Source organism: Neobacillus terrisolis (assembly GCF_051233475.1).
Classification (GTDB): domain Bacteria; phylum Bacillota; class Bacilli; order Bacillales; family Cytobacillaceae; genus Bacillus_BU.
Map to the genome: position 1 here is coordinate 83,893 of NZ_JBKFGH010000008.1, position 14,046 is coordinate 97,938.

At 39.9% G+C, this 14,046-nt stretch carries 15 protein-coding genes; 3 read left to right on the top strand and 12 right to left on the bottom strand.

Annotated elements, in window-relative coordinates; translation table 11 throughout:
- Nucleotides 1-75: 75 nt before the first annotated feature.
- Both ACI48O_RS06050 and ACI48O_RS06055 read right to left on the bottom strand, forming a co-directional pair.
- Complete coding sequence (locus ACI48O_RS06050) at nt 76-843, bottom strand: TIGR01457 family HAD-type hydrolase (protein WP_435560841.1); 768 nt, start codon at nt 841-843, stop codon at nt 76-78.
- Nucleotides 844-961: 118 nt separating this feature from the next.
- Nucleotides 962-1,399, bottom strand: a complete 438-nt coding sequence (locus ACI48O_RS06055; RefSeq protein WP_435560842.1) for a DUF86 domain-containing protein — start codon at nt 1,397-1,399, stop codon at nt 962-964.
- A gap of 95 nt (nt 1,400-1,494) precedes the next feature.
- On the opposite strand from ACI48O_RS06055, the gene ACI48O_RS06060 reads away from it, so the two are divergent.
- Complete coding sequence (locus ACI48O_RS06060) at nt 1,495-1,761, top strand: DUF3055 domain-containing protein (protein ID WP_435560843.1); 267 nt, start codon at nt 1,495-1,497, stop codon at nt 1,759-1,761.
- A gap of 57 nt (nt 1,762-1,818) precedes the next feature.
- Here the strand turns inward: ACI48O_RS06060 and ACI48O_RS06065 are convergent, their stop codons facing one another.
- A complete protein-coding gene (locus ACI48O_RS06065; RefSeq protein WP_435560844.1) occupies nt 1,819-2,094 on the bottom strand; it encodes a YutD family protein in 276 nt (91 codons plus the stop codon).
- Between the two features lie 134 nt (nt 2,095-2,228).
- Between ACI48O_RS06065 and ACI48O_RS06070 the strand changes: the two genes are divergently transcribed.
- Nucleotides 2,229-2,915 (top strand): YhcN/YlaJ family sporulation lipoprotein, encoded by a 687-nt coding sequence (locus ACI48O_RS06070; RefSeq protein WP_435560845.1) that lies wholly within the window; start codon nt 2,229-2,231, stop codon nt 2,913-2,915.
- Between the two features lie 244 nt (nt 2,916-3,159).
- Here ACI48O_RS06070 and lipA read toward each other — a convergent pair whose 3' ends face one another.
- The gene (gene lipA / locus ACI48O_RS06075; RefSeq protein WP_435560846.1) at nt 3,160-4,074 is read right to left on the bottom strand and encodes a lipoyl synthase; all 915 of its coding nucleotides are present in this window, start codon (nt 4,072-4,074) and stop codon (nt 3,160-3,162) included.
- 152 nt (nt 4,075-4,226) lie between these two features.
- Here lipA and ACI48O_RS06080 point away from each other — a divergent pair, with 152 nt between their 5' ends.
- Complete coding sequence (locus tag ACI48O_RS06080) at nt 4,227-5,228, top strand: M23 family metallopeptidase (protein WP_435560847.1); 1,002 nt, start codon at nt 4,227-4,229, stop codon at nt 5,226-5,228.
- 319 nt (nt 5,229-5,547) lie between these two features.
- Here the strand turns inward: ACI48O_RS06080 and yunB are convergent, their stop codons facing one another.
- From yunB to sufD, 8 genes are all read right to left on the bottom strand, one after another.
- Entirely contained in the window at nt 5,548-6,297 is a 750-nt protein-coding gene (yunB, locus tag ACI48O_RS06085; protein ID WP_435560848.1) for a sporulation protein YunB, read from the bottom strand.
- 108 nt (nt 6,298-6,405) lie between these two features.
- Nucleotides 6,406-6,708: a YunC family protein gene (locus tag ACI48O_RS06090; protein WP_435560849.1), complete on the bottom strand. Its 303-nt coding sequence runs from the start codon at nt 6,706-6,708 to the stop codon at nt 6,406-6,408.
- Between the two features lie 68 nt (nt 6,709-6,776).
- Nucleotides 6,777-8,150, bottom strand: coding sequence for a bifunctional metallophosphatase/5'-nucleotidase (locus ACI48O_RS06095; protein ID WP_435560850.1), 1,374 nt, complete (start codon nt 8,148-8,150; stop codon nt 6,777-6,779).
- Nucleotides 8,151-8,393: 243 nt separating this feature from the next.
- Nucleotides 8,394-9,233 carry a DUF72 domain-containing protein gene (locus tag ACI48O_RS06100; protein ID WP_435560851.1) on the bottom strand — a complete coding sequence of 280 codons (840 nt, stop codon included), beginning with the start codon at nt 9,231-9,233 and terminating at the stop codon, nt 8,394-8,396.
- Between the two features lie 329 nt (nt 9,234-9,562).
- Entirely contained in the window at nt 9,563-10,960 is a 1,398-nt protein-coding gene (sufB, locus tag ACI48O_RS06105) for a Fe-S cluster assembly protein SufB (RefSeq protein WP_435560852.1), read from the bottom strand.
- A 105-nt stretch (nt 10,961-11,065) separates the two neighbouring features.
- Nucleotides 11,066-11,512: a Fe-S cluster assembly sulfur transfer protein SufU gene (gene sufU / locus ACI48O_RS06110; protein WP_435560853.1), complete on the bottom strand. Its 447-nt coding sequence runs from the start codon at nt 11,510-11,512 to the stop codon at nt 11,066-11,068.
- Complete coding sequence (locus tag ACI48O_RS06115; protein WP_435560854.1) at nt 11,502-12,731, bottom strand: cysteine desulfurase; 1,230 nt, start codon at nt 12,729-12,731, stop codon at nt 11,502-11,504. The genes sufU and ACI48O_RS06115 overlap by 11 nt, the downstream gene beginning before the upstream one ends.
- Nucleotides 12,731-14,041: a Fe-S cluster assembly protein SufD gene (sufD, locus tag ACI48O_RS06120; RefSeq protein WP_435560855.1), complete on the bottom strand. Its 1,311-nt coding sequence runs from the start codon at nt 14,039-14,041 to the stop codon at nt 12,731-12,733. The genes ACI48O_RS06115 and sufD overlap by 1 nt, the downstream gene beginning before the upstream one ends.
- Between the last annotated feature and the right edge of the window lie 5 nt (nt 14,042-14,046).

Genomic DNA, 14,046 nt, shown 5'->3' on the forward strand with positions numbered 1-14,046 from the left:
ATCCACTGCTAAATATTATATATCCTTATCAAAAAAAGGAGGAACCCATTGCTATGAATGGATTCCTCCTTTTATTTAAATCTCGTTCCAATCTGCTAAAGAATCAATAACATATGTAGGTTGAACAGGATACCCCTGCAAATGCTCTTTTGTTGTAACACCCGTATGAACAAGAAGGGTATCTAATCCAGCATTTATGCCTGCCAAAATATCCGTATTATAATTATCCCCTACCATTAAAGTCTCTTCCTTTTTAGTTCCTAACACATGTAAGGCCTGCTCCATAATAATGGATTCCGGTTTACCGATAAAAATTGGTTTCGTATCAGTTGACACAGAAATGACAGCAGTAAGAGCCCCATTCCCAGGTAGTAATCCTCGCTCCGTTGGAATAGCAATATCCCCATTAGTCGAGATGAAAGTAGCACCATTTCTTATCGCCAAACAAGCAACTGCATACTTTTCATAGCTAATCTCCCTGTCAACTCCAATGACAACGAAATCTGCATGCTCTGAAGCGTTTTTAAAACCCTTTTGTTCCAAAGCAGATTGGATCCCCTCTTCGCCGATACAATAGATGGAAGCATCTCGTTTCTGCTCAAAAATATAATTAGCTGTTGCCTGACTAGTTGTAAAAACCTGGTGTTCATTTGCCGGGATCTCAAATTGCGTTAACTTTTCAGCTACTTGTTTAGGTGTCCGAGATGAATTATTTGTAACAAACAGATAAGGAATGTGTTTCTCATGCAGTTTTTGGACAAACTGGACCGCTTCCTGGATAGGTTCTGTACCTCGATACATCGTTCCGTCTAAATCAATTAAATAACCGCTGTATTTTTTCACTGTAACTCTACTCCTTTATGTAGCATGTCATTTGTCTTTTTACGAACTATTATATCAATGATAAAGTAATCCCATTAAACGAAACAATGCTTCCAAGAATGGAAGCATTATAATCTGATTAATTTTTAAAAGCAGAAACTGGTCCTAGTTCATCATGAAGATAACGTCTTACTAGTGGGGCAAATTGCTTAACAATTGGCAGCATTTCTTGAAAATCGGCTCTCAGCTGCTCATGTGGAACTTCGGTGTACTGTTGTACTAAAATTTTGCGATATGGAATGATTTTTTTCAGTCCAACACTTACATCCTCTGGAATGACCTTTTCATCCGTTAAGATATCGATAATGTCTTCATAGCTGCCCGGATCCCTCATAATAAAACCATCAATAATATCATTGCCGACATCCAAGATTGCTTCGATCATGATATGTGGTATTCTTTCTAGTGCCGCTTTTTCAATGGCGGTTTCCCATTGCTCGGTCTGTTCAAAAAGAGCGATTTGTTTTTCTAAAAAAGATAAAATGCCTTCTAGTTTTTCTCTGTCAACAAAATACATTTACTTTCATCCTTTCAAGACAGATATTTTTTGTATTATTCAAAAATTTGATAAGATAAACTATGTATCCAATAGTCATGACTCAGGAGGTTTTTATGAACAATCGTTATTTTCTATATGATGATAAAGAAGAAACTAAAACTCGATTCGTCAGCTTTGTTGGCGAAACACAGAGATTTGACCTTGCTATTGTTCAATCACAGCGATTTTACGGCAAGCAATTAGTTCTCGATTTACAAGGGAGTCGTTTTGCCATCATCGGCCCTGATGATCTAGAAGAAGAAGGTTATCTCGAGTACGCGTTTAAGCTTTCAGAAGGAGAAGCTGCTGAGTTGCGTTCTTTTCTTATTCAGACAATTTAGCTGAGAATAACTTATAAGAAAATAACTGGGGTCAGATTCAGTATATCTGACCTAATGTTATTTTTTTACTTTTTTCATGACAAAATAAGCACAACCAAAATTACAGTACTCATATAAATATTCGGTTAATGTACTTATTTTTGTATCAAAGGTAGCCTTTTGGTTTTGATCATCAAAAAATCCCTTTAAACGAAGTTGACCATATCCCCAATCGCCAACAATATAGTCATATTTATTTAAAATATCACTATATCTCCCTCTAAATGCTTCTTCATTAAAACCATTTCTCTCATCTTCAATCAATTCGTAACAAACATTATTAATGCAGATCATTTTGTCCACCTCACTTTTATCCAAAATCCAATTGATTTTAACGGTACGTATTTAAATTATAACTTATTCGCCATCAATTACTAAGAGAAAAACGACAGTTTATGGGTCATTCTAAACATGAGGAGGTGGATAGAATGATAAAAAACCTATTTTTCGTTTGTTTCACCGGATTAATAATGTTAACTGGCTGTGCTAACAATGCCGTTGACCGTGCTGGTGATGCGCCTCGTGATCCTTATCAAGAGAGCGGAAATACCATTAATGTCAATAATCAACGCGCCGAATTATACAATGAAGGCAATCATGACAAAAATTTGCGCGATAAAAGTGAAGATTTTGGTTATGTACGACATCAACGTAATCCGGTTATGGGGACAAATTCTTCAGGTGACCATTATGCAGCGATCGATCGAGAACAACTTGCCAACATCATCAGTCAGTTAAGCACAGATGTGCCAAATGTCGATGATGTTTCAACCCTTGTAACCGATGAAGAAGTGCTGGTTGTCTATAAGACGGATTCAAAAAATCGGAATGAAACCGCGGACCAAGTAAAGAAAACGGCCATATCTGTCGTTCCCAGATGGTACCATGTCTATGTTTCTGATAACACAAAACTTAGGAAGAATGTTGAAAACTTTGCCACTTTAGATTCTGACAGTCGGAATGTTGACCGCAATCTTGATCGCATCATTACGCAAATGTTATCTTCACCGCAGGGACGAGCCATCAATGCTGGCGAAAATGCAAACGGTGAAAAAGAAGGCGGTACAAACAATCACCTTGATAAAGATAATATTAGTAAAACAATGAGAAAATAGGAACAAAAGCGGAAGCGCCCGGGTAGCTCACGACAGGACTGGAGCACATCGACTGAGATAAAGGAAACACGAAGAGCGAAAGCGATTCGATGTTGACTTATCATAGGGAGGTGGGCGAAGTCCACTAGGAGCTGGGCGCTGGAGCTGGACGAGTCTAACGTCTTGAAAGGTATCCAAGACGTTAAAATCATATTATCATAAATCCTAAAAAGAGTTCAGCAATGGCTGCTGAACTCTTTTTATTTTAAGCTTCTTTTACTTCTTGGGCCTTTAATTGCTTTTCCTTAGCAGCTGAGCTCACTTGTTCATCGGCATGGTAAGATGAACGAACAAGAGGTCCGGACTCACAATGGCTAAAGCCTTTTTGCAGGGCAATATCCTTAAATTCCTCAAATTCCTCAGGACGATAATATTTTTCAACCTTCAAATGCTTGCTAGTTGGCTGTAAATATTGGCCAATCGTCAGAATCTCTACATGATTTGCCCGAAGATCATCCATGGCCTCGATAAGCTCCTCTTTCGTTTCACCGACTCCAATCATGATACTAGACTTAGTTGGAATATCAGGCTGAAGTTCCTTTGCACGTCGTAATAGCTCAAGGGAGCGCTCATATGTTGCCTTTGAACGGACTCTTGGAGTTAGCCGCTTTACTGTTTCAATATTATGGTTAAGAATATCCGGACGTGCTTCCATTAATGTTTGAATGTTTTCATAAAGCCCTCCCATATCAGAAGGCAATACCTCAATCGTGGTAGCCGGATTTTTTCGACGGATGGCTCTTATCGTCTCAGCAAAAACCGCCGCTCCTCCATCATTAAGGTCATCACGGGCAACCGCTGTAATCACCACATGCTTTAGATTCATTATTCTGACGGAATCTGCGACGCGCTCAGGCTCTTGCCAATCAAGCTCTGTTGGTAATCCTGTTTTAACCGCGCAAAATCGGCATGCTCTCGTGCAGATATCTCCGAGAATCATGAAGGTAGCGGTACTTCGAACTGCCCAACATTCGTGTATGTTAGGACATTTTGCTTCCTCACATACTGTATGTAAGGTTTTTTCCCTCATCATTTTTTTTAAGCCTGTGTAACTGTCATTTGTATTTAACTTTATTTTTAACCATTCTGGTTTACGCATAGAATTTTCTTTTTTATTCATGATCCCACCCCATTCGTCCTGTTTCATTGCCACTGTACCATAATAAAAAATCGAGAACAAGTGTAATGAACTTGATTACCATTTATTGATATTAATGATTTTCCTTTGAACTCACAAAATAAAAAGGACATCAAATAGAGAGGAGGAATCCAATGCGGCATTTTATTATGCTTATCGTATGTCTCTCAACTATACTTATTTATTGTATCCCTGCAAATGCTAATGCTACACAACAACAGGTTACAGATTTGAACCAAAAAAGGATGGAATTATATAAAAAAGTTGAAGCAACGACAAACATACCTTGGTACTACCTTGCAGCGGTGGATCAATATGAAAGAAATATTCGCTCGGCACGCAGGGATTTACCTAAAGCCGAGGGAGCTATTGGAATCTATTTTGCACCTGAAATGTGGAGTGGAATAACGAATCCAAATATAGAAGATGATAACCCATCCTCTATATTATTTTTTGATGGTATAGGGATGGATGGAAACGGTGATGGAAAAGCCAACCGCATGGATGATGAGGATGTTCTATTTTCTTTTGCCAACTACTTACTTTGTTACGGGGTAGACCATGAAAACATCAAAATTGGCCTGTGGGAGTACTATCATCGTGATAAGACGGTAGGAATTATCATAGGCAAAGCGTCACTTTATCGTCATTTTGGCAGGCTAGCTCTTGAGGATCATGCCTTCCCTGTTCCAATTCGAAGCAACTTCAGCTATCGAAATACATGGGGTGATGCCCGAGGTTGGGGCGGTCGAAGAATCCATGAAGGTACTGATATTTTCGCTGGTTATGGAGTTCCTGTTCGGGCAACATCATATGGAATTATTGAAATGAAGGGTTGGAATAAGTATGGAGGCTGGAGAATCGGCATCCGTGATATCAACAATAATTATCATTATTTTGCACATTTAAGCGGTTTTGCTAAAGATTTAAAGGTTGGCCAAATCGTGGAACCTGGTATGGTAATTGGCGGTGTAGGCAGCTCTGGTTACGGCCCTCCGGGAACGTCAGGTAAATTTCCTCCTCACCTACATTATGGGATGTACAAAGATAATGGTTACACTGAGTGGTCTTACGATCCTTTTCCGCATTTAAAGCTTTGGGAGCGTCAGGAACGGTTAAAAGCGAGGAAAAGATAAGTTGGTTTGGCTTCAATTTGATGTGTTAGGCGTTAGATCAATTTGATGCGTTAGGCGTTAGAGCATTAAGCGGACATACGTTCCGCTATTTGCATCAAAAATGGTGATTTTCACTTTTTAGAGGACATACATTCCGTTATTTTGCTAAAAGGATTGTCAAATTCCTTGATTTTTAGTAAATAACGTACTCCATGTCCGGAACTAGTCCCAAAATCGCATTTTTTTTAAAAATAGCGTACTGTATGTCCGGAAAAATCTATTCAAATGTAATCACTCAGATAGCAGACAAAAACGCATGGTTCACATGCGTTTTTGTTTACTATTGGCCTGGTAATTCCAGCGCCGGGTTGGAGCCGCCCCCATTATTATAGTATTGCGGTACATTCCCCTTCATAATAAACATTCCGACTGGAATATTTTCAGAAATGGTAGTGACCTTTGTGGCAAACGGAATAATGATTTGAACATTTACTGTCAGATGAACATAGACTTGGACATAGGCATTATTTATTCCAAAGTCTTTAATTTTTGTTTTAACATTGGAACGAACATCTCCAATGGGGGTGAACTTGATTGGAATTTTCGGACCGAGATTACCAAGTAAGGCATTATTTGTTGCTTGGCCAAGGGGAACGTAGTAAACAATACCGTCCTCATCATCTTTATTTGCTTTTTCAAATTCAACATCTGTCAGCAGCTCAAGTTCAGATAAATTGCCACTTTCTGCTTCCTTTAAGTTTTTCTGAACAAGATGGGTAGTTTCCGCCTTTACCCGATTTACGATCTCGGCATTTAACTTTGACATTCCATCCTGATTAGGAACAGATTCAATAATATTTTCTATGTTCATTTCATTTGCAATTTTTTTGTTGATTGCATTGCTTATGACAAGTGTCGCGATCTTTCGAGTTTGTGATTCAGCATAGCTTAGTAAAGTGGGCTTTAATCCTTTATTTACCATCCACAAACCTGTTGCAGTTGAAAAGGTAAAAAAAACAAAGGTAAGTAAAAAAACATAACGAAAAGGCAGCGGACCTCTGCGGGGGAACCTGCCCCGAAATTTGTGCAAAATAAATCCCTCCTTACAATGCTATATTTATGCAAGAAAGGAGGGAACTAGCGCAAAAAATAATATATTTTATTATTGTGCATCTATTTATAGCTTAAGATTTTAATCCTAAAGCATTTTAAGAAGTGCCTCTCGACCAATCATTCCCTTGGTAATGCCTAAGGCCTCTGCTTCATATGTTATCGATTCAAGCGGAGCATTGAGAAGTTCCTCAATCGTTTTCACACCAACAGCTCGACCCGCAATTATTTTTCTATCTTTCAATTTTTCATTGAGCAGACCGACATCAAGTGCCCCACACATTATATATCCTTTATCACTGGTTACAACCAGCAAATTGGTTTTGGGAAGTTTTACTGAAACACCAACAAAGGAATGACCATTTATGTTAATTGGTAACAGATCTATCAATTGTTCACACTCCTTCCTAACCTATTTTATGTACAGGAAGGTCTAATTGTGAAAAATATAATCGGATCTCAATTTGAAAGATAGCTTTTACGCAGCTTCCATTCAAGAAGGTCGCGCATGAACTCCGGTAAGAAATACTGTTTCGATGTCGACCGGAAAATGGCCGGGAAAAATCGTCCAAATGTAAACATATCCGGAATAGCTAATTTGTATATTTTATCTGGATTTATTTTTTCCTCGCCTATGTAAATCTCTGCTTGCTGATGTTGGTGTTTAAAGGTGATTCCGCTATAAATAAACACTCCCATTACCACCCCACGGAAACCTAAGCCTCTTAACTGCAGATGTGGCCAACGCTCCTCTGTTGTTTCGAGGATAACCTCCTTTAATTCTTGCCCGGAAATGAGCACCGTGCATGGATTAATAGGATGCGGACATATTTCCAATAAATCATATCGCGTAACCGTCCCTTTTTTTAAACCATCGAGCAGAAGACCGGCATTTAAAAACGCACAATCCGCCTCACACCATTCCCTTAACGCATCACATAAGAGTGAAGACAGGGGTGATTCTTTAAATGAATCAGCCGAGATAGGATCGCTTAAATCAACAACCTTCTCTTGCAGCAAATTTTTCCCTTCTTTAAAAAAGCCAGAAACGGTATCCTTTTCTCCTGCTAATTCAGGTAATTCATTGGCATCGTATAAAACAGCCTTGCGTTTTTCGATTGTACCCTTATCCAATTCCAATATAACATGTCCGACAAATTGGCCGTATTTCCCTGCCGCACAAACAAGACTATTATTAATCATCTTTCCTTCATGTAAGACATGGTGGGTATGTGCCCCAAGAATAACATCTAACTCAGGAAAGTCTCTGGCAATCTCCTCATCATCATTAATCCCTAAATGAGATAATAAAATAAGCACGTCTGTCTTATCTTGCAGCTCGTCAATTTGCTGTCTTAATTCAACAATCGGGTCGGTCAACTTCCAGCCTAATAATTGATAAAGATGCTCATAAAATACGGTTAGGCCGATCAATCCGATCCGGGTGCCCGTTTTAGTCGTAAAGATCGTATGTGGCTTAGCCCATGCGGGTCTTGTTCCATTCGGGTAATAAAGATTGGCTGCTAAAATCGGGAAGGCAGCCTGTTCATACATTTCGTCTAATGCTTTAAACGGAAAGGTAATTCCTTCATTGTTTCCAATTGTTATCGCGGAATATTCGGCTTGATTTAACAGTTCAATATTGCCTTTGCCCATGGTCGCATCTGAGTATGGATGAAAGCGATCAATATGATCTCCGATATCAAAGAGGTATACTTCATCCCCAGCCTCACCGTGCCAATTTTTTCGTTTAGATAAAAAAGCTTGAATTCGCGGCCAATGCTCAAAATGGCTATGTAAATCGTTAGTATGATAAATATGGATGATTTCCAAATCTGATCATTCCTTTTGTTTAGTTGCTTTTGGAGAAAAGCTGGACAAGTTTTATTTTACGCGTGTAATTTAGCTTGTTGATTTCCGCTCCAGGTGCTCGCTTTCCGCGGGGCGGGCGCTGAGCCTCCTCGGCGTTTTACGCCTGCGGGGTCTCACCTGACCCGCTGCTCCCGCAGGAGTCGAGCACCTTCCGCTCCAATCAACTTTGTGCCTTAAATTCAACAATGAGCTTTAACACACCCTTTAAAATAAGTCCAGTTGACGTGGTGCTAAGTCATCGTATTCGATTGAAAGAATATCGATCATTTGCTTGGCATTATCGGCGGCATCACCGCCTGAATTATTGTTAAATACGGAAAAAACTTGCTTGCATTGTGTTTGAAGCTTTTGCAATTTCCCTTTCCAGTCAAGCAATTCCTGGTGATTGTAGCGGTATAAGTATCGAACCTCACGCCAGTTTTGATCCGTTCGCTTATTCCAGCCGTATATGTTTCGACCATGAAAGCGAACAAGAACCTTATCGTCGTTGGTAACTTCTAAAACTGTCGGAATAGAAGTGACTCCTGCTTGAGGCTCATCGCAAATGCTATGTATCCAATTTTCTTTTTTCATAAAATCTATCGTTTTTTGGGTGAATTCAGGTGTAAACCACGAGCTATGGCGAAATTCAAGGGCACATGGTATATCCCCCATCGCGTCTCTACACCACCGCAAATAATCAACATTTTCCCTTTTACATTCGAACCAAGGCGGAAATTGAAACAGGACCATCGCTAATTTAGCTTGATAAGGTTCCAATGAATCGATAAATGCAGTAAACATTTCATTTTTATTTTGAAACGGGATTGGACCACGCTGGTGCCCCGTCATCCCTTGATACGCCTTAACGATGAATTTAAAGGAGTCTGGGGTGTCCTTCACCCATTTTGCAGCATTTTGCTTCGGCTGGATCGCATAAAATGTTGAATCAACTTCAACAGTTGGAAAATAACCAGCGTATTGCTTCAGCTTGTCTCGTGGAGAAAGATTAGGCGTATATAAGCTGTCATGGTCTCCCCAGCCTGTTAGTCCGATTAGAATCATTTTATGCACCTCCATATAGACATGATAGCATAAGGGGTTGGGTGGTCAATAATGTTAAGCGTGTGAATGAGAAGAAGTAGCGACGGTTTGATTAGAAGTCGTGAGGGTTTTTCAGGTGACCGAGGGTAGTGGTGTTGCATTACCGTTAGAGAATACTTAACAATTGTATTTTACTTGCCATTTTTGCTGATTTACTTGCCAAAATAGAAAAATACTTGCCATAATTGCAGATTTACTTGCCAAAATGAAGAATGTAATCACGACCGGCAACATTGTTAACACAAAAAATCCGCTCACCATTAACGGCAAGCGGATCACATAATCTAAAATTATCCGATAGAACCTTCCATCTCGAACTTGATCAAGCGATTCATTTCAACCGCATATTCCATTGGAAGTTCTTTTGTAAATGGCTCGATGAAGCCCATTACGATCATTTCTGTTGCTTCCTGTTCAGAAATACCGCGGCTCATCAAGTAGAATAATTGCTCCTCTGAAACCTTAGAAACCTTAGCTTCATGCTCTAACGAAATATTATCGTTAAAGATTTCGTTGTAAGGAATCGTATCTGAAGTAGACTGATTATCCATGATTAACGTATCACACTCAATATTTGAGCGAGCTCCTTCAGCGTTACGGCCAAAACGAACGATACCACGATACGTTACTTTACCGCCATGCTTCGAAATGGATTTCGAAACGATAGTCGATGAAGTGTTTGGTGCTAAGTGAATCATCTTAGCTCCAGCATCCTGATGCTGACCTTTTCCGGCAATCGCAATCGATAAAGTTAACCCGCGTGCACCTTCACCTTTTAAAATAACAGCAGGATATTTCATTGTTAACTTGGAACCGATATTTCCATCGATCCATTCCATTGTTGCATTTTCTTCACAAACTGCACGCTTTGTAACGAGGTTGAACACGTTATTAGCCCAGTTTTGAATTGTCGTATAACGGCAATAAGCGCCTTTTTTAATGATAATTTCAACAACGGCACTATGAAGTGAGTTCGTTGTATAAACAGGGGCTGTACAGCCTTCAACATAGTGGACATGAGCATCTTCATCAACGATGATCAAGGTACGCTCAAATTGTCCCATGTTTTCTGAGTTTATTCGGAAATACGCCTGTAATGGAGTATCTACCTTAACTCCCTTCGGAACATAGATGAAAGAACCGCCTGACCAAACAGCTGAATTTAATGCAGCGAATTTGTTGTCAGTTGGTGGAATAACCGTTGCCCAATGCTCACGGAAAATATCTTCATTTTCACGTAATGCAGAATCTGTATCCTTAAAGACGATTCCAAGCGCCTCTAAGTCTTCCTTCATATTATGATAAACTACTTCAGACTCGTATTGCGCAGAAACCCCTGCTAAATACTTTTGCTCAGCCTCAGGAATTCCAAGCTTATCAAATGTTTGTTTGATTTCTTCCGGCACTTCATCCCAAGACTTTTCAGAGCGCTCTGATGGTTTAACATAATAAGTAATTTCGTCAAAGTTTAATGAAGCTAGATCGCCGCCCCATTGAGGCATTGGCATATTGTAGAAATGCTCTAGCGACTTTAAGCGGAAATCAAGCATCCACTGCGGTTCATTTTTCATTTTTGAGATTTCCTCAACAATTTCACGGGTTAAACCGCGTTTTGATCGGAAAATGGAAACGTCTTTATCGGCGAAGCCATATTTGTAATCACCGATTTCAGGCATTTTTTTTGCCATCGTCGAATTCCTCCATTTCTTAATGCAGCCACCCTTGAGGGAATATTGTATCACTGCTTTAATTTTTCTAATTTATTACGAACATCTGCCATGTAACGAGATCAATTACTTGTCTTTATCGGATTCTTCTTCCAGACCTTTTTCCATTGCCTTCCATGCCAGCGTTGCACATTTAATTCGAGCCGGGAATTTGCACACGCCCTGTAAAGCTTCGATATCCCCAAGATCAAGACTTTCATCGTATTCTTTCCCTTGCATAATATTTGAAAATGCATGGGAAATCTCAATCGCATCATTGATCGATTTTCCTTTTATAGCTTGAGTCATCATCGATGCGGAAGACATCGAAATCGAACAGCCTTCTCCCTCAAACTTTGCATCAACCACGATTCCGTTCTCCACCTTCATCGTTAAGCGGATTCTGTCCCCACAGGTAGGGTTGTTCATGTTGACAGTTAAACTTCCCTCTTCTAAAACCCCTTTGTTTCTTGGGTTTTTGTAGTGGTCCATGATAACTTGACGATAAAGGGTATCTAAATTATTAAAAGACATCGCTAAAATACTCCTTTGTTTTAACAAGCCCGCTGACGAGCTTATCAATTTCCTCTTCCGTATTATACATATAGAAGCTGGCCCGCGCCGTTGCAGATGCCTTTAACCATTTCATTAAAGGTTGAGCACAATGGTGTCCTGCTCGAACCGCAATTCCCTCAGCATCCAAAACGGTCGCTACGTCATGGGGATGAACATCATCTAAATTAAATGTTATGACTCCGGCGCGATTTTTCGGATCTTTAGGACCGTAAATCGTAATGCCTTCAATCGTTGACATTTTTTCCATCGCGTATGCTGCTAATTTATGTTCATGTTCAAGGATTTGATCTAGCCCTACTTCTTGTAAAAAGTCGATCGCTACACCTAAGCCGATTGCACCAGCAATAATCGGTGTACCCCCTTCAAACTTCCAAGGGAGCTCTTTCCATGTTGAATCGTAAAGATCGACAAAATCAATCATTTCCCCGCCAAACTCAACAGGCTCCATTTTTTCAAGAAGATGCTTCTTGCCATATAAAACACCAATTCCGGTAGGACCGGCCATTTTATGGCCTGAAAAAGCTAGAAAATCGCAATCTAAATCTTGAACATCTATTTTCATATGAGGTACACTTTGTGCCCCATCCACTACCATAATCGCCCCGTTTTCATGAGCAATTTTGGCAATTTCCTTGATTGGGTTGATCGTCCCAAGAACATTTGATACCTGCATGACCGAAACAATTTTTGTATTCGGTGTAATCGTCGCACGCACTTCGTCCAAGGAAAGCGTCCCGTCTTCCTGAAGCGGGAAGTATTTTAATGTAGCACCTGTTTGTTTTGCTACTTGCTGCCAAGGAATGATGTTACTGTGATGTTCCATATAAGTGATGATGATTTCATCACCAGGGCCAAGGTTAGCTCCACCATAGCTTCTTGCTACTAAATTTAAAGAGGTTGTCGTTCCTCGTGTAAAAATGATTTCTTGCATTGATTTCGCATTAATGAACTTACGAACTTTCTCACGCGCTCCCTCATATCCATCGGTTGCTCTTGTTCCAAGTGTATGCACACCACGGTGAACATTGGAGTTATATTCACGATAATAGCGGTCGATCGCTTCTATGACTTGAACCGGTTTCTGTGAAGTCGCGGCGCTGTCAAGATATACAAGCGGATTCCCGTTTACTTCCTGATGTAAGATTGGAAACAAATTTCGGATATCTTGAATGTTCATTATTTTACTTTCCTTTCAATCACTTCAACCAACTGTTTCTTAACTCCTTCGATTGGTAATTCGTTCACAACCGGTGCTAAGAAACCGTGAATGATTAGGCGTTCTGCCTCTTTTTTAGGAATTCCACGACTCATAATATAATACAATTGAACAGGATCGACACGGCCAACAGATGCAGCATGCCCAGCAACAACATCATCCTCGTCAATCAACAGAATTGGGTTGGCGTCGCCACGAGCTTTTTCACTAAGCATCAACACGCGTGATTCCTGTTGCGCATCTGACTTTGAAGCACCATGTTCAATTTTACCAATACCATTAAAGATCGAAGAGGCGCTATCCTTCATGACGCCATGCTTAAGGATATGGCCAGTTGTATGCTTACCGAAATGAACCACGCTAGTTGTAAAGTTCTGTGTCTGTTCACCACGACCGACAACGACTGTCTTCGTATCTCCAAATGAACCGTCACCAATTAAGTTTGTGGTATTTTCTGAAATGGTATTTCCATCGTTCATTAAACCTAATGCCCACTCAATATGTGCGTCCTTATGTGCCACACCACGGCGATTCACATAAGTTGTAACCCCTTTCGCAAGAGTATCCACTGCACCGTATTGAACTTTGGCGTTACCGCCCGCGATAACCTCAGTTACAAGATTAAATATTCCTGCTGCTTCCGCAACCGTGGAAATATTGTTTTCAACGTATGTTACTGAGCTATTTTCTTCTGCTACTACTAAAATATGGTTGAAGAGATTAGCTTCTGCGTCATCATGGAGGAAGACCGCTTGAATCGGTTGAGTAACTTCTACATTTTTAGGGATGTATAAGAATACTCCTCCATTGATATAAGATGCGTGTAAAGCAGTTAAACGATGTTCATCCACTTTCACACCATTTTTCATTAAATAACGCTGAAGAAGATCCCCATGCTCGCGTGCAGCTGTAAAAATATCAGTAAAAATAACGCCTGCCTCTTGAACTTCCTTAGATAATGACAAATATGCAGGGCGGTTATTTCGTTGAATATATAAGTTGTTACTTGTAGAATCTAAATCAATTAACGCCTTTACATCTTGTGGAAGATCATTTAGTGACGCGAAATCCTCGCTTTTTACAATATGCTTTGAAAAATCGGTAAAGTTCCACTTGTCGATTTTTGTTTTATCCGGTCTTGGCATCGGCAGAATTTCAGCTTTCGCCAATGCCTGTGTACGAAATTCAGTTAACCAGGCTGGTTCGCCCATTTCTTTTGAAAAAGAACTGATATAGTCCTGATCAAACGGTAATTTTATTTCAGTTGTCATATTAA

Excerpts from the sequence above, each read along its gene's own strand:
- sufD (WP_435560855.1), bottom strand. The coding sequence starts at position 14,041 with ATGACAACTGAAATAAAATTACCGTTTGATCAGGACTATATCAGTTCT.
- lipA (WP_435560846.1), bottom strand. The coding sequence starts at position 4,074 with ATGAATAAAAAAGAAAATTCTATGCGTAAACCAGAATGGTTAAAAATA.
- ACI48O_RS06060 (WP_435560843.1), top strand. The coding sequence starts at position 1,495 with ATGAACAATCGTTATTTTCTATATGATGATAAAGAAGAAACTAAAACT.
- sufU (WP_435560853.1), bottom strand. The coding sequence starts at position 11,512 with ATGTCTTTTAATAATTTAGATACCCTTTATCGTCAAGTTATCATGGAC.
- ACI48O_RS06100 (WP_435560851.1), bottom strand. The coding sequence starts at position 9,233 with ATGATTCTAATCGGACTAACAGGCTGGGGAGACCATGACAGCTTATAT.
- ACI48O_RS06065 (WP_435560844.1), bottom strand. The coding sequence starts at position 2,094 with ATGATCTGCATTAATAATGTTTGTTACGAATTGATTGAAGATGAGAGA.
- sufB (WP_435560852.1), bottom strand. The coding sequence starts at position 10,960 with ATGGCAAAAAAAATGCCTGAAATCGGTGATTACAAATATGGCTTCGCC.
- ACI48O_RS06070 (WP_435560845.1), top strand. The coding sequence starts at position 2,229 with ATGATAAAAAACCTATTTTTCGTTTGTTTCACCGGATTAATAATGTTA.
- ACI48O_RS06115 (WP_435560854.1), bottom strand. The coding sequence starts at position 12,731 with ATGAACATTCAAGATATCCGAAATTTGTTTCCAATCTTACATCAGGAA.
- ACI48O_RS06055 (WP_435560842.1), bottom strand. The coding sequence starts at position 1,399 with ATGTATTTTGTTGACAGAGAAAAACTAGAAGGCATTTTATCTTTTTTA.
- ACI48O_RS06080 (WP_435560847.1), top strand. The coding sequence starts at position 4,227 with ATGCGGCATTTTATTATGCTTATCGTATGTCTCTCAACTATACTTATT.